The following is a 22400-nucleotide window of genomic DNA, read 5'->3' as shown; positions in this document are numbered from 1 at the left end:
TATGGCTATCCCAAAATTAACCGCTTACGCGCTGCCAACCGCCGCAGACCTGCCGAACAACAAAGTGAACTGGGCCTTTGAGCCAGAGCGCGCCGCGCTGCTGATCCATGATATGCAGGAATACTTCCTGAACTTCTGGGGCGAAAACAGCGCAATGATGGCGCAGGTGGTGGCGAACATCGCGAGACTTCGCGATTACTGCAAAGAACACAACATCCCGGTTTACTACACCGCCCAGCCGAAAGAGCAGAGCGACGAAGACCGTGCCCTGCTGAACGACATGTGGGGGCCGGGCCTGACCCGTTCGCCGGAGCAGCAGCGAATCGTCGCTGAACTGACGCCGGATGAAGCCGATACCGTGCTGGTGAAGTGGCGCTACAGCGCGTTCCACCGCTCGCCGCTGGAGCAGATGCTCAAGGAGACCGGCCGCAACCAGCTGCTGATCACCGGCGTTTACGCGCACATCGGCTGCATGACCACCGCCACCGACGCGTTTATGCGCGACATCAAGCCGTTTTTCATCGCCGATGCGCTGGCAGATTTCACCCGTGACGAGCACCTGATGTCGCTCAGGTATGTGGCAGGGCGTTCCGGTCGCGTGGTGATGACCGACGAACTGCTGCCGTCCGTTCCGGCTTCGAAAGCCGCGCTGCGTGAGCTTATCCTGCCGCTGCTGGACGAATCCGACGAGCCGATGGATGACGAAAACCTGATCGACTACGGACTGGACTCGGTGCGCATGATGGCGCTGGCGGCGCGCTGGCGCAAAGTGCATGGCGACATCGACTTCGTGATGCTGGCGAAAAACCCGACCCTTGATGCCTGGTGGGCGCTGCTTTCCCGCGAGGTGAAGTGATGGCGGGATTTGATTTTACCGGCAAAACCGTCTGGGTTACGGGCGCGGGTAAGGGCATTGGCTACGCGACGGCGCAGGCCTTCGCGGAGGCCGGCGCACAGGTTACCGGGTTCGATCTGGCGTTTCCCTTGACGCATTATCCGTTTGCCACTGAAACGCTGGACGTAGCCGACGCCGCGCAGGTTAAAGCGGTGTGCGGACGGTTGCTGCAGAGCACCGCGCGTCTTGACGTGCTGGTGAACGCCGCCGGGATCCTGCGCATGGGCGCGACTGACCAGCTCTCGCAGGAGGACTGGCAGCAGACCTTCGCGGTCAATGTCGGTGGTGCGTTCAACCTGTTCCAGCAGACGATGGACACCTTCCGTCGCCAGCAGGGCGGGGCGATTGTCACCGTAGCGTCTGACGCGGCGCACACTCCACGCATCGGGATGAGCGCCTACGGTGCCTCGAAGGCGGCGCTGAAAAGCCTGGCCCTGACCGTCGGGCTGGAACTGGCGGGCAGCGGCGTGCGCTGTAACCTGGTTTCCCCTGGCTCAACGGATACCGATATGCAGCGCACCCTGTGGACCAGCGACGATGCTGAACGCCAGCGTATCCGTGGCTTTGGCGAGCAGTTCAAGCTTGGCATTCCGCTGGGTAAAATCGCCCGTCCGCAGGAGATCGCCAGCACCGTGCTGTTCCTGGCGTCCGATGCCGCAAGCCATATCACCCTGCAGGATATCGTGGTGGACGGCGGCTCCACGCTGGGGGCGTAAGATGATCTGGAAACGTCATTTGTCGCTTGAGGCACTGAACGCCACCAGCCAGAACACGATGGTGGCGCATCTGGGCATTGTCTATACCCGCCTTGGTGATGACAGCCTGGAAGCGGAGATGCCGGTGGACGCCCGCACCCATCAGCCGTTTGGCCTGCTGCACGGCGGAGCCTCCGCTGCGCTTGCGGAGACGCTCGGTTCTATGGCCGGGTTCCTGATGACCCGCGACGGGCAGAACGTGGTGGGAACGGAGCTGAACGCCACGCACCACCGCGCCGTGGCGCAGGGCAAGGTGCGCGGCGTGTGTCAGCCGCTGCATCTGGGGCGCACCAGCCAGAGCTGGGAAATCGTGGTTTTCGACGAGCAGGGACGGCGCTGCTGTACGTGCCGGTTGAGCACGATGGTGCTGGGGTAGGGTTGTGCCTGAATTGCCGGGTGGCGGCTTCGCCTTACCCGGCCTACATGCAGAGGGTAGGCCCGGTAAGCGAAGCGCCACCGGGCGGTGCCTTACAGCATCGAAACAACCCGTTTCAGCAACCGGATCCGCGGTTCAATCGACGCTTTATCCAGCCACTCCGCCGGGCTGTGGAAGCCTGCGCCAATCGGCCCTAAGCCGTCGAGCGTCGGAATGCCGAGCGCCGCGGTATGGTTGGCGTCGCTGCCGCCGCCGACCGCCTGCCAGGTGATGGCGATGTTTTCTTCTTTCCCCGCGTTCTCAACGAGCTGCATCAGCTGCTGAGTTGACTCCCCGGCCGCCATGGCTGGCTTATGATTCACGCGGCTTAGGGTGGTGGTCACGCCCTCTAAAAAGCCTTTTTCGCACAGCGCTTCAAGCGCCTGATTCACCCGGTCGTATTCATCGTTTTCCCAGAAACGCACGTCGAGTTCAGCCGTGGCGCTGTCGGCCACCACGTTGGCCGCGCTGCCGCCGTTAATAACCCCGACGTTCAGGGTGGTGCCGCGCGTCCAGTCGGTGAGCGAATTTATCGCGGTAATCGCGTGTGCCAGCGCGGTGATGGCCGAGCGGCCTTTTTCCGGATCGTTACCCGCGTGCGCCGCCACGCCGCTAAAGGTGAGGTGATAGCCCGCCATGCCTTTGCGCGCCTTCACCAGCGAGCCGTCGGCGCGGGCCGCTTCGCACACCAGCACGCAGCGAGCGCGTTTTGCCAGCCCGCCGATCCATTCATGGGAATAGACCGAGCCGGTCTCTTCGTCCGGGTTCATCGCCACCGCAATCGACAGACGATCCTTGTCCGCCGCGTCCAGCGCGCGCATTGCCCACAATATATTCAGAAGACCGCTCTTCATATCCGATACGCCGGGGCCGTACAGCCGCGTCTCATCCTCGCGCATCGGGCGTTCGGCCACGGTGCCGGGGGCAAACACGGTATCGAGATGGCCAACCAGCAGCACGTCAAACTGCTCCGCTCCGGGACGGTTGCTGACAAACACGCCGGGGCCGACCTTGTCGCCCAGATTAACCTGCTCGGTGTGCCAGCCTTCGCGCTGCCAGAGCGCCTCAATAATGCCTGCCACGGTGGCGACGCCGGCGACGGTCTGGGTGCCGCAGTCGACGTTTACCAGGGTTTTCAACTCTTCAATGTATTGGTCAAGATTCATGTTCACGTCCTGTTCAGAAATGATGTGCATCAGCAGCTCGGTAAAAACGTTGCGTCATTCTGGCCGGGTTACGTGCAAAAAAAATGATACAAATCATCCCGTAATAACGTGCCTGGCTGAAAAAGGTAAAAGTGTGACCGCTGACGGCGCGAAAGTGATCGGCTTAACACTGTGGTGTAAATGTCTGGTACGACCCCACATTATTGCGTTTCAGAGTTGTTAAATTTTGGCGGGTGTTCTAGAAACAAAATGTAACATCTCACTGTTTCACAACAACGGACACCAACTATGAACAACTCAGGGAAATACCTTCTGTGGGCAGGGCTCTCCGTTGTGGGAGCCTTTGCCCTGGGCTATATCGCCCTCAATCGGGGGGAGCAGATCAACGCGCTGTGGATCGTCGTCGCCTCCGTCTGCATTTATCTGATCGCGTATCGTTTTTATGGCCGTTATATCGCTAAAAACGTGCTGGGCGTGGACAGCACGCGCATGACGCCAGCGGTGCGCCATAACGACGGGCTGGACTACGTGCCGACCGACAAAAAAGTGCTGTTTGGTCACCATTTCGCGGCCATTGCCGGGGCAGGGCCGCTGGTGGGGCCGGTGCTGGCAGCGCAGATGGGCTACCTGCCGGGGATGATCTGGATCCTCGCGGGCGTGGTGCTGGCCGGGGCGGTACAGGACTTCATGGTGTTGTTCGTCTCTACGCGCCGCGACGGACGTTCGCTGGGCGAGCTGGTGAAAGAGGAGATGGGAGCCACTGCCGGGGTGATTGCCCTGGTGGCGACCTTTATGATCATGGTGATCATCCTGGCGGTGCTGGCGATGATCGTGGTGAAAGCGTTGACCCACAGCCCGTGGGGAACCTACACCGTGGCCTTTACCATTCCGCTGGCGCTGTTCATGGGGATCTACATTCGCTATCTGCGCCCGGGGCGTATTGGCGAAGTGTCGGTGATTGGCCTGGTGTTCCTGGTGTTCGCCATTATCTCCGGCGGTTGGGTGGCGGAAAGCCCCACCTGGGCGCCGTGGTTTGACTTCACCGGCGTGCAGCTGACGTGGATGCTGGTGGGCTATGGCTTTGTGGCGGCGGTGCTGCCGGTGTGGCTGCTGCTGGCCCCGCGCGACTATCTCTCCACGTTCCTGAAAATCGGCACGATTGTCGGGCTGGCGATCGGCATTCTGATTATGCGCCCGACCCTGACCATGCCCGCATTAACCAAATTCATCGACGGTACCGGCCCGGTCTGGACCGGCAACCTGTTCCCGTTCCTGTTTATCACCATTGCCTGCGGAGCGGTATCGGGCTTCCATGCCCTGATTGCCTCCGGCACCACGCCGAAGATGCTGGCGAATGAAAATCAGGCCTGCCTGATTGGCTACGGCGGTATGCTGATGGAGTCCTTCGTGGCGATCATGGCGTTGGTCTCCGCCTGTATTATCGACCCGGGCGTTTACTTTGCGATGAACAGCCCGATGGCGGTGCTGGCCCCTGCCGGAACCGTGGACGTGGTGGCTTCTGCTGCGCAGGTAGTCAGCGGCTGGGGCTTTGCGATTACCCCTGAAACGCTGACGCACATCGCGAATGAGGTGGGCGAACAGTCGATCATCTCCCGAGCGGGCGGCGCACCGACGCTGGCGGTGGGGATGGCCTACATTCTGCACGGCGCGCTGGGCGGGCTGATGGATGTCTCGTTCTGGTATCACTTTGCGATCCTGTTTGAAGCACTGTTTATCCTGACCGCGGTTGACGCAGGCACGCGCGCGGCGCGCTTTATGCTGCAGGATCTGCTGGGCGTGATTTCGCCGAACCTGAAGCGTACCGACTCCCTCCCGGCCAACCTGCTGGCGACGGCGCTGTGCGTGCTGGCGTGGGGCTACTTCCTCCATCAGGGAGTGGTCGATCCGCTGGGCGGGATTAACACCCTGTGGCCGCTGTTCGGCATCGCCAACCAGATGCTGGCGGGGATGGCGCTGATGCTCTGTGCGGTGGTTCTGTTCAAAATGAAGCGCCAGCGCTATGCATGGGTGGCGCTCCTGCCAACCGCGTGGCTGCTGATTTGTACCCTGACGGCAGGCTGGCAGAAAGCCTTCAGCCCGGATAACAAGGTGGGCTTCCTGGCGATTGCCAACAAGTTCCAGGCGATGATCGACAGCGGTAAAATCCCGGCGCAGTACACCGAAACGCAGCTGTCGCAGCTGGTGTTTAACAACCGTCTGGACGCCGGGCTGACCATCTTCTTTATGGTGGTGGTTGTGGTGCTGGCGTTGTATTCTCTGAAAACCGCGCTGGCGGCCCTGAAAGTGGACAAGCCGACGGCGAAAGAGACGCCGTACGAGCGGATGCCTGAGAACCTGGATGAGATTGTGACCCAGGCGAAAGGGGCGCATTAACCTGTGTGCCGGGTGGCGGCTCCGCCTTACCCGGCCTACATTTCCTGTGAGACCAGAATAATGTTCGACACCCTCTCCAAAGCTGGTAAGTACCTGGGCCAGGCCGCCAAAATGATGATTGGCGTGCCGGACTATGACAACTACGTCGAGCATATGCGCGTCACCCATCCGGACCAGACGCCGATGACCTACGAAGAATTTTTCCGCGATCGTCAGGACGCCCGCTACGGCGGCAAGGGCGGGGCGAAGTGCTGTTAACCCTCTTTCGGTAAATAGAGGCTGATCTGCTCCTGCTTACAGCCGTAAATGGCCGCCAGCTTTTCGCGGGTGCGCTTTTGCGGGCGCGAGTCGATGGCCTCAAGCTGCGACACGGCGGACTGGCTGATGCCGAGTTTCTCCGCCACCTCCTGCTGTGATAACCCGCAATGGATGCGCCACGCGGCCTGCAGGCTGACGTTCTGCCAGGTCATGATGCTGCATACTTCACCGGGCAATTCAACGTCATCCAGACTATCGTGTTCGACTTCAATATCCTCCAGATCGTCGTCGGTTTCGTCGTCAATCTCAGCCATCTGCAAGCACATGCGGAAGTATTCGTGATAAGGAATAACCACGTACTGCGTTTTACCGTTATCGTCCTTAATTAGCTGAACAGCCATAGGTGGCTTTCTCCTCGTGCAGGTAAGTTGTTGATGTTCTGCGTTTGATGGCCAGAACATAACAATGGTCATCGGGATCGTCCCGAAGCGTATAGATGATGCGGTAATCGCCAACGCGAAGCCGGAAATGATTTTCTGCCGTCGATATTTTTTTGATATCGGGCCGGGGAGCCGAGCTGTCATCCAGTTCGGTAAGCTTTACCTCAATGCGGCGCTGATACCGCTCGTCAATTCTGGAAAAAGCCTTTTTTGCACCATTAGACCAGACAATCTTCATCCGTACCTCCACTGTACGCCCACACAAAATATAAGGAAATAATAAGACTATTAGATAAATTCCGAATTTCTTATGGGAGCACTGTAGAGCGGAGCGCTGGCGGGATAAAGCGGCAAAACGCGAACCGTCGAGGCGGCTCGACAAGGCCTCTGCCGGGCGACAGAGGCGTGCAGAAAATATGCGATCAGGCGTTCAAACCGCCGTCCACGTCCAGACCGGTGCCGGAAATTTGCCCCGCTGCCGGGCTGGCGAGGAAGGTGACCGCCGCAGCCACGTCTTCCGGCTGGCCGTAATGCCCCACTGCGATAAGCTGTCGCTGCGAGTCGGCCTGCTCACCGTCTTCCGGGTTCATGTCGCTGTTGGTCGGGCCGGGGTGGACGAGGTTCACGGTGATCCCGCGCGGGCCTAAATCGCGGGCCAGACCACGGGTCAGGGAGTTGAGTGCGGATTTGGTCATCGAGTAGACGGCAATTCCCGGCTGCGCCACGCGGTTCGCCAGACAACTGCCGATGTTGATGATGCGTCCGCCGTCGGACATGTGGACCAGCGCCTCCTGAATGGCGATCACCACGCCGCGAATGTTGACGTTGATAAGCGCATCGATATCCGCCAGCGTCATGGTCTCCAGCGGGCCGCCACGGGCGATCCCGGCGTTGTTGACCAGAATGTCCAGCCCGCCGAGGGAGCGTGCCGCATGGGTGACGGCATCCTGAATGGCCTGCGCGCTGGCGCTGTCCGCCTGTATTGCCTCGCCGTGCCGCCCGAGCGACGTTATCTCATCGACGACGGCCTGCGCTTTATCCGCGGATTTTTCATACGTAATAACCACATCGGCACCGGCGCGCGCCAGCGACAATGCAATTGCACGACCCAACCCACGGCTGGCGCCGGTAACCAGCGCCTTCTTACCTGTTAAATCGATCTGCATGATGACCTCGTTGCGAGAGTGGTGAGAATCATCATTAGGTATAGACGGTCGGCGCGTTTAGCGGGGGAATGTTTCCACCTTCTCAAACGCAGCGCGCAGCACGTCCGGGCTGAGCGTAACCGGCAGGTAGTGAATCGACTCGACCGGACGCAGGGTATGGGCAATCACCTTGTCCAGCTCGTCACGGTTGTTGATATCCACCTCCAGTTCACGCAGGGTGGTCGGCAGGTTAAAGCGCTGATAGGCCGCCACCAGCTGCGCCAGCACCTCATCCTGACCGAGCAGCGCGCTTTGCACCAGAATGCCGTAGGCCACTTTGGTGCCGTGCAGGTATTTTTCCGTCTGCGGCAGCACCGTTAAGCCGTTGTGTACCGCATGCGCGGCGGCCACGCGGGTAAAGCGTTCGCCAAGACCACCAACCATCCCGCCTCCGGCGATGATGGCATCCACCACGTCGCGGAACGCCTGCGTCTGTTCACCACGCTGCTGGTCGGCCAGCGCCTCCTCGCTGCGCGCCAGCAGCACGTCGCGGATTGCCAGTGCGCCGTTAATGCCCAGCCGCACGGTCAGCGGCAGCGCCTCCGGCTGCGGGGCGAGGACCACCGCCTCGTACCACTTCGCCAGCGTGTCGCCGATGCCCGCCAGCAGGTATTCCGCCGGGGCGTTGAGAATGATTTGCGGCTCCACCAGCACCAGGAAATTGGCGTCGTCGAAAATCTCGAACTGAAGCGCCTGACCGGCATCGTTGTACCAGACGGAGAGCGGCGTCCACGCGGCGCAGGTGGCAGCGATGGTCGGCACCGCCACGACAGACACGCCCAGACGGCGCGCCACGGCTTTGGCGGTATCAAGCAGCGCGCCGCCGCCCACCCCAATCACCACGCTGGCGTCGTCGCCGGCCTGGCGAACCAGGTCTGTCACGTCGCGCTCGCTGCAGTGGCCTTTAAATAACAGGCGTTTTGCCCCCGGGGCGTTAAAGCTTTCCGGCAGGAACGGGCGAGCGCCTTCGATGGCGCGTTCGCCGTAAATCCACACGGCGCGGGAAAGCTGCTCCGGGGTAAAAAATTCGCTCAGGCGCGCAAGGCTCCCGGCGTGAGAGAAGTAGTTCGCCGGGCCGGGTACGACGCGGATATCGGTGTTGCTCATGGTGTTGTCCTTTTTCGCAAGCGCTAACCCGATGTTATGTCTGGACATCCGGATGGCTAATAATATTTCGCTTTATCTTATGCCTTTTCCGTCGTTGTCAGTCAACCGGAGCTGTGAAAAATTCGCTAAATCAAAAGAGTAATGAAGGATTTACGCAGATGGTTTCCAGTCGCCTTGAAATGCGCGGTATCAGTCTGGCCTTTTCCGGCTTTCAGGCGCTGACGCGCGTGGACTTTACGCTGGCGGGCGGCTCGGTACATGCGCTGACCGGCGCAAACGGCGCGGGGAAATCGACGTTGATGGCGGTGCTGTGCGGAACGCACGACCGCTATGAAGGCGAGATATGCATTAACAACCAGCCGGTGACGATCCGCGAGCCGCTGGACGCCAAACGTCTTGGGATCCACCTTGTTCAGCAGGAGGTGGACGTGGCGCTGGTGCCGGGGTTGAGCATTGCCGAAAACATTATGCTCGACCAGCTGGCGCAGCCGGGACACCGCTACCGCTGGCGCACCATTCGCCAGCAGGCGAGACAGGCGCTGGCGCAGCTTGACGTCTCGCTGGACGTCCACCGCACTATCGACGGCTGTACGCTTGCCGAAAAGCAGCAGATTTTGCTGGCGCGGGCGCTCTCGCACCACTGCCGTTTTCTGATCCTCGATGAGCCTACCGCGCCGCTCGACGCCCACGAAAGCGAGCGCCTGTTTGCGGTGGTGAGACGTCTGCAACAGCAGGGCATCGGCGTGGTGTTTATCTCGCACCGTATCCACGAGCTGAAGGCCATCTGCGACACCCTGACGGTGCTGCGCGACGGCAGGCTGATTGAGTCCGGCCCGATGGCCGATCTCAGCGGTGAGGCGATCGTCGAGAAGATGCTCGGCCATGTGCTGAGCGATATCTATCCGCCCGCGCGTCCGCCGCACGGTGACGAGACGCTGCTGCGGGTAGAAGGGCTGCACGACGAGGCCCTGCTAAAAAATATCTCTCTGCACCTGCGCAAAGGCGAAATTCTCGGCATTGCCGGCCTGGCGGGGGCGGGCAAAACTGAGCTGTGCAAGGCGCTGTTTGGTGCAACCAAAAGCCGCATCGATCGCGGTGAGTTGAACCATCAACCCTGGCAGCCGCGCGACCCGGCGGACTCGGTGCTGCGCGGTCTGGCGCTGGTGCCGGAGGAGCGGCGCAAAGAGGGCATTTTTATTGATGAACCGATCGGCATGAACCTGGCGGTGACGGCGGACAAGACGTTTTCGCGCTGGAGTCTGTTCGGCCATCGTCAGGCGTGGCGCTGGGCAGAGGAGGTGATTGCCCGGGTTGGCGTGCGTGCGCGTGGGCCGGGGCAGGTGTTGCGCCGCCTGTCGGGCGGTAACCAACAGAAGGTCGCCATTGGCAAATGGCTGCGCAACGACGCCAGCATATTGATTTTCGATGAGCCGACCAAGGGCGTCGACGTGAAGGCCAAAACCGATCTGTTTCAGCTGATCGACGGCCTGGCGCGCGAGGGCAAAGGGGTGATTTACGCCTCCGGTGAGTTCGCCGAGCTGGTCGGGCTGTGCGACCGCATCTGCGTACTGTGGGACGGGCGCATCGTGGCGGAAATTGCCGGGGCCGAGGCCCGCGAAGAGACACTACTTTATTATTCAACCGGAGGAACGGCGACGTGAGCAAGGCCCTTTCAGTGACCGCGGCGGCGTCGGGCCGCCAGCAGATTTTCGATTTTCTCTACCGTTGGGGCATGCTGTTGACCGTCGTCGCGCTGGTGGCGTTCTTTGGCCTGGCGTCAGACAGCTTCCTCGACCCGAACAACATCATAAATATCCTGCGCGCAATTGCCATCGTGACGGTGATTGCCGTGGGGGTGTCGATTTCCCTCACCGTCGGCGGGTTTGATCTGTCGGTGGGGTCAACGGCCTCGCTGGCCAACGCGCTGGTGATTTCACTTTTCGTCTGGCACGGCTTCGGCACCACCACGTCGATCCTGATTACCCTCGCGCTCTGTACGCTGGTGGGGCTGTTTAACGCCTTTCTGATCGTCATCCTGCGTATCCCGGACATGCTTGCCACGCTTGCCAGCCTGTTTGTGGTTCAGGGCGTGGCGATGACCTACAGCTACGGCGGGTCGATTACCGAAAACATGGTGCTGCCGAGCGGCGACATGGCCCAGGGGACCCTTCCGGCAGCGTTCAGCCTGCTCGGGCAGGTGCCGACCATCGTGATTGTCATGCTGGTGGTGACCGTGCTGGCGCAGCTCGGGCTGTCGCTGACTACCCATGGCCGCCGGATGTACGCCATCGGCGGTAACCCGGAGGCGGCGCGCCTTTCGGGCATTCGAACCACGCGCTACAAGGTGGCGGTCTATGTGATTGCCTCGCTGCTGGCCGGGCTGGGCGGCATTTTGCTGGCTTCGCGCATTGGCTCATCGCAGGTGAATGCGGGCGGCGGCTATCTGATGGACGCGGTAGCGGCGGCGTGGATCGGCTTTTCGCTGGCCGGATCCGGTAAACCAAACGCGCTGGGGACCCTGGTGGGCGCGGTAATTCTGGGCGTGCTGTCGAACGGCCTGGTGATGCTCTCCGTGCCGTATTACGCGATGGACATTATAAAAGGGCTGGTGCTCGCCGTGGCGCTGGCCATTACCTACATACAAAAACGTTAAGGGATAGCACAATGAAAACAGTGACACGCGCTGTGGTGGCGCTCGGCTTTCTGACCTCGCTGCCGGGCTTCGCGGCAACGCCCGCACCGCTTCCGGCGGCCATTGCAAGCCATGACGGACCCATACGCATTGCGGTGATCCGCAACCTCGGTTCCGATGACAACACCACCCAGTTTGTCGCCGGAGCCATCCAGCAGGGTAAAAAGCTTGGCTTTAAGGTCAGCACCTTCTTGAGCAACGGTGATGACGCCAAATTCCAGGACTTCGTTAATCAGGCGATCAGCCAAAAGTATGACGGGATTATTCTCTCGCAGGGGCGCGATCCGTATTCAACCGCGCTGGTGAAAAAAGCGGTGGAGGCCGGGATTAAGGTCTCGGTATTTGATACCGCCGTAAACGGTGACATTCCGGGCGTGACCGTGACCCAGCAGGATGACGCCTCCCTGACCAACCTCTCTTTCGGCCAGCTGGCGAAAGATTTCAACGGCAAAGCCAACATCGTCAAGCTTTGGGTGGCGGGCTTCCCGCCGATGGAACGCCGTCAGGCGGCCTATCAAGCGCTGCAAAAGCAGTACCCGGGCATTAAAGAGCTGGAGTCGATTGGCGCGGTCTCTTCTGACGTGCAGGGCGATACCGCCAACAAGGTGGGCGCGATCCTGGCGAAATACCCGAAAGGCAAAATCGACGCCATCTGGGGAACCTGGGACGCGTTCAGCCAGGGGGCATATAAGGCGCTGAAAGAGAATGGCCGGACCGAGATCAAACTCTACAGCATTGATATCTCTAACCAGGATCTCCAGCTAATGCGCGAGCCGGGCAGCCCGTGGACGGTGAGCGTGGCGGTGGATCCGAAACTCATCGGCGCGACCAACGTCCGCCTGATTGCCAACAAGATTGCCGGAGAAACCACGCCTGCAACCTACGACTTTAAAGCGGCGGCGATCCCGCAGGCGTTGCTCACCGCCCAGCCTGGCGCGGTGAACGTGGCTACGCTCGGGAAAATCATTCCGGGCTGGGGTCAGACCGACGATTTTATCGCCCCGTGGTTTGCGACGCTGGAAGCAAAATCTAAATAATGCCCGGTGGCGCTTTTGTAGGCCGGATAAGGCGCAACTGCCATCCGGCGAAAGGACGAAAATATGTCTGCATTACCTCAACCCGAATACAGCCGCAATATGCGGCTGATAGGTCATAGCGACCAGGGCGGCCGGCCGGACGGCGTACAGCTGATGGTCCATCGCGGCTTTGCTTACATCGGCCATATGGTGTCGCAGGGTTTTTCAATTGTTGACGTGCGCGACCCGAAAAACCCTAAAGCGGCAGGGTATGTGCCCGCGCCGCCCGGCACCTGGAACGTCCATCTGCAGGCGCACGACGATCTGCTGCTGGTGATTAACGCCCGCGATCTGTTTGCCGATGCCCGCTTTGCCGACGAAAAGGTGTACTACACCCGGCAGGTGGGCGAGACCGTGCGCGACGTGCAGGACACGGGCTGGAGCGCCGGGCTGCGCGTGTTTGACATCTCCACGCCGGATGCGCCGCGTGAGATCGGTTTTCTGTCGCTGAACGGCATTGGCATTCACCGCATCTGGTACGTGGGCGGGCGCTGGGCATACGTATCGGCGCTGATCGACGGCTTTACCGATTATATCTTCCTGACCATCGACCTGGCCGACCCGCGCAAGCCCGAGGTGGCGGGGCGCTGGTGGCTGCCGGGGATGAACCAGGCCGACGGCGAACAGCCGACCTGGCCCGAAGGCAAACGCTACGCGCTGCACCACGCGATTATCGCCGGGGATACCGCGTACGGCAGCTGGCGCGACGGCGGGCTGACCCTGCTGGACGTTAAGGACCGAGCGAATCCGACGCTGATTAGCCATCGCAACTGGAGTCCGCCGTTTGGCGGCGGTACGCACACCGCGCTGCCGTTGCCGGACCGCGATCTGCTGGTGGTGCTGGACGAGGCGGTGCTGGATAACCAGGAAGATGGCGAGAAGCTGATCTGGCTGTTTGATATCCGCGAGCCGTCGAACCCGGTGAGTATTTCCACCTTCCCGCAGCCCGATGAGCGCGATTACGTGGCGAAGGGGGCGCACTTTGGCCCGCATAACCTGCACGAGAACCGGCCAGGGAGCTTTGTCAGCTCCACGCTGATTTTTGCAACGTATCAGAATGCGGGCGTGCGGGCGTACGACATTTCCAACCCGTATCGCCCGGTGGAAACCGGCGCGCTGGTGCCCGCCGCGCCGCAGAAGATGATGGATACGCGGCCCAACCGCCCGCAGGTGATCCAGTCGTGCGATGTGTTTGTGGATGCGCAGGGGATTATCTACAGCACGGATTATAACGGCGGGTTATCGGTGATTGAGTATCTGGGGTGAGTGCGGTTTGATACCCTCACCCCGGCCCTCTCCCACAGGGAGAGGGAGAAAATCAGGATCGTAGGCCGGGTAAGGCGAAGTCGCCACCCGGCAAAAGCACTCAGCTGTACTGCCGCACCCGCGCCACCAGTTCTTCCGCGCTGTCGATACGATCGGCAATCACAATCAACGCTTTGCCGAGCGTGATGGCGTGACGCAGGCATTCGTGGCGCATCGCCTCGTCCCGAATGGTGTCGATATCCGCCACGTGCGACAGCCCCACGCTGCGGCGAATCAACTCGGTGCCGCAGAAGCCAATCGCGTCCTGCCAGACTTTTTTCAGGAATTCCGTGGCGTAGCCCGGTGCGCTCAGCGCGGCGTCGCGGGTTTTCTCGTGTGCCAGCGCCTGGAAGCGTTCCGCAAAGGTGTGCCACAGCGTCTGGATATCGGTCAGACGCTGCTCGCGGGCGGCGGCGGCGTCGCGAATGCCCAGATGACCCGGCAGGCCGCAGAAGTTCAGCAGCAGGTTGCCGATGGCGGTACCCATGTCGAAGCCAATCGGCCCAAAGTAGCCGAATTCGGCGTCAATGGCTTTCAGGCTGCCTTCCGCCACGAAAATCGAGCCGCTGTGAATATCACCATGCAGCAGGGCTTCGGCCTGCGAGAAGAAGCGGTGCTTCAGGGACGCCACCGCAATTTTCAGTTGGGCATCGTCACGCAGGGCGGCCACGTCATTTTCCAGCTCGGCAGGGTAATTATTGCGCGCGTGGATCTGGTACGGATCGTTAAAGAACAGATCTTCGGTGATTTCGCACATCTCCGGGTTGATGAACTGCGCCACCCGCGCTTTTTTCTCGTGGGGATGCAGGTAAAAATCGCTGGTGTGAAACAGCGTGTGGGCGAGATATTCCCCCAACTGGCTCGCTGCCTGCGGGTAGGATACGTTACCGATCAGCTCGCCGCGCCAGATGCGATGGCTGGAGAGATCTTCCATCACCATCACCGCCAGCGCCGGATCGAAGTGGTGGATTTTCACCGTATGCTGCGGGCTGTGTTTGTAATGCTCGATCAGCGTTTGCGCTTCCAGGCGGGCGCGGTCCAGCGTCAGCGGCCAGGATTCGCCCACGCAGCGCACATAGGGCAGCGCCTGCTTGACGATGATGCGGCTTACGCCTGCGCTGTCGAAAATTTTAAAGACCAGATTGAGGTTGCCGTCGCCCACTTCCTGCGCCTCTACCAGCGTTGAGGGGTCATCCAGGCCCCCGAACTGCTTTGCATACTCCACGGCGTCCTGGGCGGTAAAGGTACGGTATTGCGGCATCGCTGTTCCTCACGAGAATGACTAATTAAGACATGTAGACGTCTATACATCTGGATTTCATCCTGACACAATGTGCTACAACAACGCAACAGGGAATTAACGACATGCAGACATTACAGACGACCAGCCTGCGGGTGGCGGATAATCAGCTCTTTATTCTCGACCAGCAGGCGCTTCCGCAGGAGAAACGCTGGCTGGATGCCTCCAGCGTAGAGGCGCTGGTCGGGCACATTCACAGCCTGAGGGTGCGCGGCGCACCGCTGATTGGTCTTTCTGCAAGCCTGCTGCTGGCGCTGCTGGCAGAAAAGGGCGCACGTCGTGACGAACTGGTGGCGGCGCTGGCGATCCTGCGGGCGTCACGTCCGACGGCGGTCAACCTGATGAACAACCTCGACCGCATGAAGCTGGCGCTCGACGAGGCGGATTTTGTCCCGGCGCTGGTGGCCGAAGCGCTGCGCCTGATTGACGAAGACAAACAGCTCTGTAATGCGATCGCGAAAGCGGGCAGCGCGCTGGTTAAGCCTGGCAGTCGCCTGCTGACCCACTGCAACACCGGCGGGCTGGCGACGGCGGGCGTCGGCACGGCGCTGGGCGTCATTGCCCGCGCGCATCAGGAAGGTAACGTGACCAACGTCTGGGTGGATGAAACCCGCCCGCTTTTGCAGGGTGGCAGGCTGACCGCATGGGAACTCGGCGAGCTGGGCGTGCCGTATCAGCTGATCACCGATTCGATGGCCGCCAGCCTGATGGCAAAAGGACAGGTAGACGCCGTGTGGGTGGGGGCTGACCGCATTGCTGCCAACGGCGACGTGGCGAACAAAATTGGCACCTATTCGCTGGCGGTACTGGCGAAATTCCACGGCATACCGTTTTACGTCGCCGCGCCGCACACCACCCTCGACCGCGACTGTCCGAACGGCGAGGCGATCCCGATTGAGCAGCGCGCCGCCAGCGAAGTGACAGGCGTCGCCGGAAGCTTCGGTGCGGTACAGTGGGCGCCGGAGAACGCGCAGGTCTACAACCCGGCGTTTGACGTCACGCCTGCCTCGCTGATTAGCGGCTGGGTGCTGGATACGGGCGTGGTTACGCCGAAAGAGGTGGCAGAAGGGAGATTTGCCTGATTCCGGCTATCCTTTAAGGGGTTCCCTTACGAGGACGTTATCATGACGCTCGATCCTGATACTGACTTAAAACTGGAACGCGTGGTGGATGCACCGCGCGATCTGCTGTGGCTATGCTGGACCACGCCAGAGCACATCAAAAATTTCTTCATTCCTGCTCCTTACACAGTAACCGATTGCGATCTCGACCTGCGCGTGGGCGGACGGTTTAACACCGTGTTTGAGGTGGACGGGCAGCGGATGGACAACCGGGGTGTGTTTCTTGAAATCGATCCCGGTAAAAAGCTGGTTTTTACCGACGGCTATACCGAAGGCTGGAAACCCGCCGAGAAGCCCTTTATGACTGCAATTCTGTTGCTGGAAGACGTCGGGGAGGGTAAAACCCGCTATACGGCGATTGCGCGCCATCCAACAAAAGAAATCCGGGAACAGCATGAGCAAATGGGCTTCCACGAAGGGTGGGGGATAGTGCTGGATCAGCTGGTGAGGTATGTGAAGGAATTGAAGCGGTAGTGCTTTTAGACCCCCTCTCCCTTGAGGGAGAGGGCAGGGGTGAGGGGGAAACGCCGCTGATCATGTTAAACAGGTTTTTTTCCTTGTCGCTCTCATCTGACGAAATATTGGCTCCCCCTTTTCATCAATGTATCTTTCGGGCCATATCACATCCGGCTGAACGTTCAGCGCCTGAGCGATGAGTAATTCTCCTTTAGGCCATGGACGCGATAGTGCGTTTGCCAGTGTGGAAGATGAAAGGCCAGCCTTGCGTGACAACGCTGCCAGGCTTGTTCCCTGTTTCTTGAGTGCGGCGATGATATCGGCGGGATGCCAGTTTGTATGACGCATTGTATCCTCCTTAAGTGTGTTCGTTACGCGCTCAATTATCCTTTTTTGGGATAAAAACACAACGAGAGGATATTCGATTTCAGGATATTTGTATGGAATCGGAACAATGGCCTCAGTCTATTCAGAAGAATATCAACTTGTTATCAATACGTTGAAAAAAGCTCGCAAGGATAAGGGGATGACTCAGGCGCAGCTTGCGGAGGCGTTGGGCAAACCGCAGTCGTTTATTGCGAAGGTGGAAAACGGTGAGCGTCGGTTGGATGTGGTGGAGTTTGTGCATCTGGCGAGACTGGTTGGCGCTGATTTGCAGAGGATTATCGCCAGCATTTAATCAACGTTGCAAAAAGGTTTATTAGCGCGCGGTTTCCCCTCACCCTAACCCTCTCCCCGGAGGGGCGAGGAGACTGATCTACGCTCACCCACCCGAATAGCGATAAAAATCAGGCCAGACGTGGATACGCATCCGCAATCGCATCGCCCGTAAACTGCGCAATCCATCCTTCCGGGTTATCGAAAATACGGATGGCGGTAAAATTCGGCTCGGACCCCATATCAAACCAGTGCGGTGTACCCGCGGGGACGGAAATCAGGTCGTTTTTCTCACACAGTACCTGATACACCTCGTCCCCGATGTGCAGGCAGAACAGCCCAGCGCCCTCGACGAAGAAGCGTACTTCGTCTTCACCGTGGGTGTGTTCGTTGAGGAACTTCTCGCGCAGCGCCTCTTTCTGCGGGTTATCGGCGCGCAGGCTGATGACGTCCCAGCTCTGATAGCCTTTTTCCGCCACCAGTTTGTCGATCGCATGTTGGTAAGCGTCGATCACCGCGTCGGGGGTTGGATCGTGGCCTAAATCACGATCCGCCGCCCAGCGTTCAAATCGCACGCCTTTGGCGTTGAGCTGCCGGGCGATCTCGTCGGCGTCGGTGCTGTGCCACAGGTGCTGGTGCGGATCGTTAACAGAATAAAGGGTTAATGCGCTCATGAGGGGATCTGCTCCGGATTTATCTCGTCAAACTGGTGGACCTGATGGTGGTGGCTCGCGCCATCGTCATCGCCGCGAATCAGTTGCAGGGTGCGAAAACTCGCCTGTTCAGCGGCGTCCAGCTCCTGGTGAATGTCCGACAGGAACAGAATTTGCGACGCAGGGATACCCGTCTGCGCGGCAATGTTCTGATAGGACTGCACCTCGCGCTTGCCACCGATACGCGTGTCAAAGTAGCCGCTGAACAGATGAGTAATATCACCTTCATCGCTGTAGCCAAATAACAGTTTCTGCGCCGCCACGGAGCCTGAGGAATAAACATAGAGATCAATCCCTTGCGCTTTCCATTTTTCCAGCGCGGGCAGGACGTCCGGGTAGAGGTGGCCGGTAAAGTCGCCGTTGACGTAGCCGTCGTGCCAGATAATGCCCTGCAGCGCCTTCAGCGCCGTGGATTTACGATCCTCATCCATAAAGCCATACAGGGCATCAATAAGCTCGCTGACGCTGGCGTGCGGATGACCGGTTTCATCGCGCAGGTTGTCCAGAATCGATTTGACCGGCTCGGCGTACTGCTGGGCAGTTACGAAGGCCGCCAGCCGCTCACGCGCGTAGGGGAACAAAACCTCATGGACAAAACGAATATCGCTGGTGGTCCCTTCAATATCCGTCACAATCGCGCGAATCATACTCTCTCCCATTGGCGTAAACGCATTTCGCATTCAAATAAGAATTCTAATCCTTCCAGATGACGGCGGGCTTCTGCCACATCGCGTCCCCAGCAGGTTAAGCCATGGCCGCGCAGAAGAAAACCATAATTCAGCGGGCGCTCACGGGCATAATGGGCGATGCGCGAGGCGAGGGCGTCGATATCCTGGTCGTTATCAAATACCGCAATGGCCACCGTATCCTTATGCGTGGTCTGTCCTGCGAGCGATTTCTGCATCTCAAAGCCGCTGATTTTCAGCTCGGTATCGCGAACCAGGCGTGAGAGCACGGTGGCGTTGACGGTGTGAACGTGCAGCACCGCGTTAGCCTCCGGGAACAGACGGTAGAGTAAGGTATGCAGCCCGGTTTCTGCTGAGGGCCTGCGGCCAGACGGCGCGCGGTTGGTGGCGATCTCCACCTGCAGAAAATCGTCCGTCGTGAGGCTGCCCTTATCTTTGCCGGATTCGCTGAGCCAGCACAGGTGCTCATCCTGACGTACGGACATGTTGCCGCCGGTGGCGGGTGCCCAGCCTTTGGAACCAATCCAGCGGCAGGCGTCGACCAGATGCGTGAGTTGCAGGTTGTCTGTCATTTTCCTTTTACCCTCTCGTCAGGCAGGAATATTCATATGGTTTAGACGTCTAAGCGTCTTGATTGCCAAAGACTAACATCGTGTTATAGTGTCAGCAACATAAGTATTACACGCAGGCACAACGCAATGAGCAATAACCCCTTGATTCCGCAAAGTAAACTTCCCAGTCTCGGCACCACCATCTTTACGCACATGAGCGCGCTGGCGCAGCAGCACAACGCCATTAACCTTTCCCAGGGATTCCCGGATTTTGACGGCCCGGCTTATCTGCAGGAGCGCCTGGCGTACCACGTTGCGCAGGGGGCGAACCAGTACGCGCCGATGACCGGCGTGCAGGCGCTGCGTGAAGCCATTGCTGATAAAACGGCGGCGCTTTATGGCTACACGCCGGATGCCAACAGCGAAATCACGGTGACGGCAGGGGCCACCGAAGCGCTGTATGCAGCCATTACCGCCCTGGTGCGCACCGGGGATGAAGTGATTTGCTTTGATCCGAGCTACGACAGTTACGCCCCCGCCGTTGCGCTTTCTGGCGGTGTGGTAAAACGCGTGGCGCTTCAGCCGCCGCATTTCCGCCCGGACTGGCAGGCCTTTGCCGCGCTGCTGAGTGATAAAACGCGCCTGGTTATCCTGAACACGCCGCACAATCCGTCCGCGACGGTATGGCAACAGTCGGATTTCGCCGCCCTGTGGCAGGCCATCAGCGAACGCGAAATTTACGTGCTAAGCGATGAAGTGTATGAGCACATCTGTTTTGCGAAAGAGGGGCATGCCAGCGTGCTGGCGCATCCGCAGTTGCGCGAGCGCGCCGTTGCGGTGTCGTCATTTGGCAAAACCTACCATATGACCGGCTGGAAAGTGGGCTACTGCGTGGCACCGGAGGCCATCAGCGGGGAGCTGCGCAAAGTGCATCAATACCTGACCTTTGCGGTCAATACGCCCGCCCAGCTGGCGCTGGCGGACATGGTGCGCCATGAGCCGGCGCATTACCGCGAGCTACCGGATTTTTATCGCGCCCGCCGGGATCTGTTTGTGGATGCGCTTAGCAAAAGCCGGCTGAAGATTCTGCCGGGGGAAGGCACTTACTTCCTGCTGGTGGACTACAGTGCGATTTCCGATCTGGATGACGTGAGTTTCTGCCAGTGGCTGACCAAAGAGGCGGGCGTGGCGGCCATTCCGCTGTCGGTATTCTGCGCCGATCCCTTCCCGCACAGGCTGGTTCGCCTCTGCTTTGCGAAACAGGAATCGACGCTGTTGGCCGCGGCAGAGCGCCTGAACGCCCTCTGATTATTTCACCGTCCAGGCTTCGGAGTAACGGCGGTCTGCAAACAGCTCCAGCAGGCCGTTAATCTGCTTCAGACGCAGCACTTCGTCACAGTCCATCCCCAGCTCTTTGCCGATTTTCTCGTCAGGCCAGCCAAGCTGCGCCAGTTCACGTACGATGTCGGACATGGCGTTGATCTGGTGTCGACCCCGCGCACGGTTGTGGCGAATGGTGGCGGCCATCCTGTCGACTTTCTCCCGGCGCTCTTTGCGCAGGCAGGTGACGGGCAAATAGCCCCGGAGCTGGCGCTTGAGCGCTGCCCGATTTTTGCCAATCTCGTGTCGGTGAAAGCCATCGACGATTTCATAGTGCCGGGATTTGCCTTCCGTCACCACGATTGGCTGGGTGAATCCATCAAGCTCAAGCGACTGCGTAAGAAGACGCTTTTCCGGAGGGGCAACGTTATTGGGGTTGTAATCATTGGCGATAATCTCGTCCTGTTTAATCCACAGCACGCAGTCGATAGGTTGCTCGCGAAAAGGACTGTCTTCATGCAGCGCCTCGCGGAATTTGTTGATCGCCTCGATTTTTTGCTCTTCCGGCAGTGACGACAGATAGCGTTTGATATCGTTGATTAATCGTTGTTGCATAAGATCCCCCACTCCTTGCGTTTTAATTTCATCCGTTCGCTGTATCGCTGGTAATGCTTTGGCTTGTTAGGGCTGAACGACAGCGCGCGACACCAGTAGTCGTTATTGAGAAGTACCTTGCAGATGCGCCGCCACGACGGAATGTCTTTTGACCCGATGTCGCCCTCCTGGGTATCGGGGATCTCTGGCATCCCCTTTTTTTGGAACCAGTGCAGGTAAACGGCAATTTTATTGCGGTAATGTTCAGAGGTGGTTTGCGGCATGCTGTCGAGCAGCAGAAGGGCATATTCTTGCCAGGTGAGGTGCTCGGGTTTGAGTATTTTACGGTGACCGTAGAAGTGATTATCGTGGCCCGCGTAGATCCCCCCGCTCCTGACGCCGCTGACGCGCTCACACATCGCGGCCCACCGCTCCGGCTCCAGCACATGATAAAGCCACAGCCCCTGACGTTGCTCCGGGCCGAAGGGTTCACAGATGCGCATATAGCGCGGCGGCACCCCGGCCTGGTACATCAAATCGTACAGCGGATTATAGCTGGAGCCGGTTTTGGCAAACCACGTCCAGATGTCAGCCGTTTTCCAGTCATAGAGCGGGTAGACATACCAGGCATGCCCGCCGGGAGCGACGGTGGTCCAGGGTTTATCATCGGCAAAACGCTGCTTGCGCGCGTTGGCGATGGTCAGAAAGCGGTTGTAGGACTCATCGGCGCGAATACCGATCATCACGGTGGCAGGGCGGTTTTGAGCAAACCAGTCGGAAAAGGCGCGAACAAACGCTTCAAACGTCATGCCCTGCTGGTAAAAATCAAAGTAGCCGGGATCGGTAATGGCATCGGTCGGCGGCTGGCGCACCCACTTCGCGCCCGGCTCCCAGCATTGCCATTCGGGCTGAAATTGAGAAAGGGCATTTTGGGTGGTCAGCGGCAGTGCAACCCACCAGAAATTATCGATGACGTCACAAAACTGGGCTCGCATATTTTCGACATGCTGGATGGTTGTGGAAAATTGCGCTTCCCAGTCGATGAACAGGACGTCGATTTTGCGCTGCATCTTGCGCGCGCATTCACACGCCAGGTGGAGCATGACCGTGGAGTCTTTCCCGCCAGAAAATGACACACATACCCGGGAGAAATTTTCCAGCGTCCATGCAATTCGCTCCTGTGTTGCGTTCAGGACATTTTGGTTAAGGGGGAGCTTATATAATGACATATTCTTCCTCATCCTGAGTAAGTTACGCTGTGTCAGCATGGGCCGAACAGCGTGAAGAATAATAT

General features: G+C 59.4%; 25 protein-coding genes. 13 read left to right on the top strand and 12 right to left on the bottom strand.

Annotation, left to right across the window (positions count from 1 at the left end; translation table 11 throughout):
• Position 1: 1 nt before the first annotated feature.
• From FFS28_RS06725 to entH, 3 genes are read left to right on the top strand one after another with little or no spacing between them, the layout of a single operon-like run.
• Positions 2-856, top strand: a complete 855-nt coding sequence (locus tag FFS28_RS06725; RefSeq protein WP_006177080.1) for an isochorismatase — start codon at positions 2-4, stop codon at positions 854-856.
• Positions 856-1611, top strand: a complete 756-nt coding sequence (gene entA, locus FFS28_RS06720) for a 2,3-dihydro-2,3-dihydroxybenzoate dehydrogenase EntA (protein ID WP_137849106.1) — start codon at positions 856-858, stop codon at positions 1609-1611. The genes FFS28_RS06725 and entA overlap by 1 nt, the downstream gene beginning before the upstream one ends.
• Position 1612: 1 nt before the next feature.
• Positions 1613-2026, top strand: coding sequence for a proofreading thioesterase EntH (entH, locus tag FFS28_RS06715; RefSeq protein WP_006177082.1), 414 nt, complete (start codon positions 1613-1615; stop codon positions 2024-2026).
• Between the two features lie 92 nt (positions 2027-2118).
• Here the strand turns inward: entH and FFS28_RS06710 are convergent, their stop codons facing one another.
• On the bottom strand, positions 2119-3231 hold the full coding sequence (locus FFS28_RS06710) for a M20 family metallopeptidase (protein ID WP_137849105.1): 1113 nt from the start codon (positions 3229-3231) through the stop codon (positions 2119-2121).
• A gap of 288 nt (positions 3232-3519) precedes the next feature.
• Here FFS28_RS06710 and cstA point away from each other — a divergent pair, with 288 nt between their 5' ends.
• Complete coding sequence (cstA, locus tag FFS28_RS06700; RefSeq protein WP_137849104.1) at positions 3520-5625, top strand: pyruvate/proton symporter CstA; 2106 nt, start codon at positions 3520-3522, stop codon at positions 5623-5625.
• Positions 5626-5685: 60 nt separating this feature from the next.
• A complete protein-coding gene (locus tag FFS28_RS06695) occupies positions 5686-5883 on the top strand; it encodes a YbdD/YjiX family protein (protein WP_006177086.1) in 198 nt (65 codons plus the stop codon).
• Here the strand turns inward: FFS28_RS06695 and FFS28_RS06690 are convergent.
• The 4 genes from FFS28_RS06690 to FFS28_RS06675 all read right to left on the bottom strand — a co-directional run bounded on the left by FFS28_RS06690 (position 5880) and on the right by FFS28_RS06675 (position 8635).
• The gene (locus tag FFS28_RS06690; RefSeq protein ID WP_014069279.1) at positions 5880-6284 is read right to left on the bottom strand and encodes a helix-turn-helix domain-containing protein; all 405 of its coding nucleotides are present in this window, start codon (positions 6282-6284) and stop codon (positions 5880-5882) included. The two genes, FFS28_RS06695 and FFS28_RS06690, sit on opposite strands and share 4 nt — an antisense overlap.
• Positions 6265-6561 carry a type II toxin-antitoxin system RelE family toxin gene (locus tag FFS28_RS06685; protein WP_058610637.1) on the bottom strand — a complete coding sequence of 99 codons (297 nt, stop codon included), beginning with the start codon at positions 6559-6561 and terminating at the stop codon, positions 6265-6267. Before FFS28_RS06685 ends, FFS28_RS06690 begins: the two co-directional genes overlap by 20 nt.
• Positions 6562-6745: 184 nt before the next feature.
• Positions 6746-7489 (bottom strand): SDR family NAD(P)-dependent oxidoreductase, encoded by a 744-nt coding sequence (locus FFS28_RS06680; RefSeq protein ID WP_101738079.1) that lies wholly within the window; start codon positions 7487-7489, stop codon positions 6746-6748.
• A 57-nt stretch (positions 7490-7546) separates the two neighbouring features.
• The gene (locus tag FFS28_RS06675) at positions 7547-8635 is read right to left on the bottom strand and encodes an oxidoreductase (RefSeq protein ID WP_137849103.1); all 1089 of its coding nucleotides are present in this window, start codon (positions 8633-8635) and stop codon (positions 7547-7549) included.
• Positions 8636-8793: 158 nt separating this feature from the next.
• Here FFS28_RS06675 and FFS28_RS06670 point away from each other — a divergent pair, with 158 nt between their 5' ends.
• The 4 genes from FFS28_RS06670 to FFS28_RS06655 all read left to right on the top strand — a co-directional run bounded on the left by FFS28_RS06670 (position 8794) and on the right by FFS28_RS06655 (position 13669).
• Positions 8794-10296 carry a sugar ABC transporter ATP-binding protein gene (locus FFS28_RS06670; protein WP_137849102.1) on the top strand — a complete coding sequence of 501 codons (1503 nt, stop codon included), beginning with the start codon at positions 8794-8796 and terminating at the stop codon, positions 10294-10296.
• Positions 10293-11288 carry an ABC transporter permease gene (locus FFS28_RS06665; protein WP_137849101.1) on the top strand — a complete coding sequence of 332 codons (996 nt, stop codon included), beginning with the start codon at positions 10293-10295 and terminating at the stop codon, positions 11286-11288. The genes FFS28_RS06670 and FFS28_RS06665 overlap by 4 nt, the downstream gene beginning before the upstream one ends.
• An 11-nt stretch (positions 11289-11299) precedes the next feature.
• Entirely contained in the window at positions 11300-12364 is a 1065-nt protein-coding gene (locus FFS28_RS06660) for a sugar ABC transporter substrate-binding protein (RefSeq protein ID WP_088207715.1), read from the top strand.
• Positions 12365-12427: 63 nt separating this feature from the next.
• Positions 12428-13669 (top strand): LVIVD repeat-containing protein, encoded by a 1242-nt coding sequence (locus FFS28_RS06655; protein WP_137849100.1) that lies wholly within the window; start codon positions 12428-12430, stop codon positions 13667-13669.
• A gap of 100 nt (positions 13670-13769) precedes the next feature.
• Here the strand turns inward: FFS28_RS06655 and mtnK are convergent, their stop codons facing one another.
• Positions 13770-14969, bottom strand: coding sequence for an S-methyl-5-thioribose kinase (gene mtnK / locus FFS28_RS06650; RefSeq protein ID WP_137849099.1), 1200 nt, complete (start codon positions 14967-14969; stop codon positions 13770-13772).
• Between the two features lie 104 nt (positions 14970-15073).
• Between mtnK and mtnA the strand changes: the two genes are divergently transcribed.
• Together mtnA and FFS28_RS06640 are read left to right on the top strand one after the other, a co-directional pair.
• Complete coding sequence (mtnA, locus tag FFS28_RS06645; protein ID WP_137849098.1) at positions 15074-16090, top strand: S-methyl-5-thioribose-1-phosphate isomerase; 1017 nt, start codon at positions 15074-15076, stop codon at positions 16088-16090.
• A 42-nt stretch (positions 16091-16132) separates the two neighbouring features.
• Complete coding sequence (locus FFS28_RS06640) at positions 16133-16603, top strand: SRPBCC family protein (protein ID WP_137849097.1); 471 nt, start codon at positions 16133-16135, stop codon at positions 16601-16603.
• A 60-nt stretch (positions 16604-16663) separates the two neighbouring features.
• On the opposite strand, the gene FFS28_RS06635 is transcribed toward FFS28_RS06640, so the two are convergent.
• Positions 16664-16933: a helix-turn-helix domain-containing protein gene (locus tag FFS28_RS06635; RefSeq protein WP_137849096.1), complete on the bottom strand. Its 270-nt coding sequence runs from the start codon at positions 16931-16933 to the stop codon at positions 16664-16666.
• Positions 16934-17039: 106 nt separating this feature from the next.
• On the opposite strand from FFS28_RS06635, the gene FFS28_RS06630 reads away from it, so the two are divergent.
• Entirely contained in the window at positions 17040-17264 is a 225-nt protein-coding gene (locus tag FFS28_RS06630; RefSeq protein ID WP_058610641.1) for a helix-turn-helix transcriptional regulator, read from the top strand.
• A gap of 109 nt (positions 17265-17373) precedes the next feature.
• Here FFS28_RS06630 and FFS28_RS06625 read toward each other — a convergent pair whose 3' ends face one another.
• From FFS28_RS06625 to FFS28_RS06615, 3 genes are read right to left on the bottom strand one after another with little or no spacing between them, the layout of a single operon-like run.
• Positions 17374-17916 carry a 1,2-dihydroxy-3-keto-5-methylthiopentene dioxygenase gene (locus tag FFS28_RS06625; RefSeq protein ID WP_088207709.1) on the bottom strand — a complete coding sequence of 181 codons (543 nt, stop codon included), beginning with the start codon at positions 17914-17916 and terminating at the stop codon, positions 17374-17376.
• A complete protein-coding gene (mtnC, locus tag FFS28_RS06620) occupies positions 17913-18602 on the bottom strand; it encodes an acireductone synthase (RefSeq protein ID WP_137849095.1) in 690 nt (229 codons plus the stop codon). The genes FFS28_RS06625 and mtnC overlap by 4 nt, the downstream gene beginning before the upstream one ends.
• On the bottom strand, positions 18599-19213 hold the full coding sequence (locus FFS28_RS06615) for a methylthioribulose 1-phosphate dehydratase (RefSeq protein ID WP_137849094.1): 615 nt from the start codon (positions 19211-19213) through the stop codon (positions 18599-18601). The genes mtnC and FFS28_RS06615 overlap by 4 nt, the downstream gene beginning before the upstream one ends.
• A gap of 126 nt (positions 19214-19339) precedes the next feature.
• On the opposite strand from FFS28_RS06615, the gene FFS28_RS06610 reads away from it, so the two are divergent.
• A complete protein-coding gene (locus FFS28_RS06610) occupies positions 19340-20500 on the top strand; it encodes a pyridoxal phosphate-dependent aminotransferase (RefSeq protein WP_137849093.1) in 1161 nt (386 codons plus the stop codon).
• On the opposite strand, the gene FFS28_RS06605 is transcribed toward FFS28_RS06610, so the two are convergent.
• Positions 20501-21127 (bottom strand): IbrB-like domain-containing protein, encoded by a 627-nt coding sequence (locus FFS28_RS06605; protein WP_137849092.1) that lies wholly within the window; start codon positions 21125-21127, stop codon positions 20501-20503.
• Positions 21112-22335 carry a phosphoadenosine phosphosulfate reductase gene (locus FFS28_RS06600; protein WP_137849091.1) on the bottom strand — a complete coding sequence of 408 codons (1224 nt, stop codon included), beginning with the start codon at positions 22333-22335 and terminating at the stop codon, positions 21112-21114. The genes FFS28_RS06605 and FFS28_RS06600 overlap by 16 nt, the downstream gene beginning before the upstream one ends.
• Positions 22336-22400: the final 65 nt, after the last annotated feature.

Source organism: Enterobacter sp. 2VL (assembly GCF_005503595.1).
GTDB lineage: Bacteria > Pseudomonadota > Gammaproteobacteria > Enterobacterales > Enterobacteriaceae > Enterobacter > Enterobacter cancerogenus.
The sequence above is the reverse complement of the archived record's forward strand: the minus strand, read 5'-3'. Positions and strand labels throughout refer to the sequence as shown.

Bases quoted from the DNA above. Each gene is read 5' to 3' on its own strand.
- FFS28_RS06635 (WP_137849096.1), bottom strand. From the start codon at position 16,933: ATGCGTCATACAAACTGGCATCCCGCCGATATCATCGCCGCACTCAAG.
- mtnK (WP_137849099.1), bottom strand. From the start codon at position 14,969: ATGCCGCAATACCGTACCTTTACCGCCCAGGACGCCGTGGAGTATGCA.
- FFS28_RS06640 (WP_137849097.1), top strand. From the start codon at position 16,133: ATGACGCTCGATCCTGATACTGACTTAAAACTGGAACGCGTGGTGGAT.
- FFS28_RS06660 (WP_088207715.1), top strand. From the start codon at position 11,300: ATGAAAACAGTGACACGCGCTGTGGTGGCGCTCGGCTTTCTGACCTCG.
- FFS28_RS06710 (WP_137849105.1), bottom strand. From the start codon at position 3,231: ATGAATCTTGACCAATACATTGAAGAGTTGAAAACCCTGGTAAACGTC.
- entA (WP_137849106.1), top strand. From the start codon at position 856: ATGGCGGGATTTGATTTTACCGGCAAAACCGTCTGGGTTACGGGCGCG.
- cstA (WP_137849104.1), top strand. From the start codon at position 3,520: ATGAACAACTCAGGGAAATACCTTCTGTGGGCAGGGCTCTCCGTTGTG.
- entH (WP_006177082.1), top strand. From the start codon at position 1,613: ATGATCTGGAAACGTCATTTGTCGCTTGAGGCACTGAACGCCACCAGC.
- FFS28_RS06670 (WP_137849102.1), top strand. From the start codon at position 8,794: ATGGTTTCCAGTCGCCTTGAAATGCGCGGTATCAGTCTGGCCTTTTCC.
- FFS28_RS06610 (WP_137849093.1), top strand. From the start codon at position 19,340: ATGAGCAATAACCCCTTGATTCCGCAAAGTAAACTTCCCAGTCTCGGC.
- mtnA (WP_137849098.1), top strand. From the start codon at position 15,074: ATGCAGACATTACAGACGACCAGCCTGCGGGTGGCGGATAATCAGCTC.
- FFS28_RS06695 (WP_006177086.1), top strand. From the start codon at position 5,686: ATGTTCGACACCCTCTCCAAAGCTGGTAAGTACCTGGGCCAGGCCGCC.
- FFS28_RS06600 (WP_137849091.1), bottom strand. From the start codon at position 22,335: ATGTCATTATATAAGCTCCCCCTTAACCAAAATGTCCTGAACGCAACA.
- FFS28_RS06615 (WP_137849094.1), bottom strand. From the start codon at position 19,213: ATGACAGACAACCTGCAACTCACGCATCTGGTCGACGCCTGCCGCTGG.
- FFS28_RS06630 (WP_058610641.1), top strand. From the start codon at position 17,040: ATGGCCTCAGTCTATTCAGAAGAATATCAACTTGTTATCAATACGTTG.
- FFS28_RS06725 (WP_006177080.1), top strand. From the start codon at position 2: ATGGCTATCCCAAAATTAACCGCTTACGCGCTGCCAACCGCCGCAGAC.
- FFS28_RS06675 (WP_137849103.1), bottom strand. From the start codon at position 8,635: ATGAGCAACACCGATATCCGCGTCGTACCCGGCCCGGCGAACTACTTC.
- FFS28_RS06655 (WP_137849100.1), top strand. From the start codon at position 12,428: ATGTCTGCATTACCTCAACCCGAATACAGCCGCAATATGCGGCTGATA.
- FFS28_RS06605 (WP_137849092.1), bottom strand. From the start codon at position 21,127: ATGCAACAACGATTAATCAACGATATCAAACGCTATCTGTCGTCACTG.
- FFS28_RS06625 (WP_088207709.1), bottom strand. From the start codon at position 17,916: ATGAGCGCATTAACCCTTTATTCTGTTAACGATCCGCACCAGCACCTG.
- mtnC (WP_137849095.1), bottom strand. From the start codon at position 18,602: ATGATTCGCGCGATTGTGACGGATATTGAAGGGACCACCAGCGATATT.
- FFS28_RS06680 (WP_101738079.1), bottom strand. From the start codon at position 7,489: ATGCAGATCGATTTAACAGGTAAGAAGGCGCTGGTTACCGGCGCCAGC.
- FFS28_RS06685 (WP_058610637.1), bottom strand. From the start codon at position 6,561: ATGAAGATTGTCTGGTCTAATGGTGCAAAAAAGGCTTTTTCCAGAATT.
- FFS28_RS06690 (WP_014069279.1), bottom strand. From the start codon at position 6,284: ATGGCTGTTCAGCTAATTAAGGACGATAACGGTAAAACGCAGTACGTG.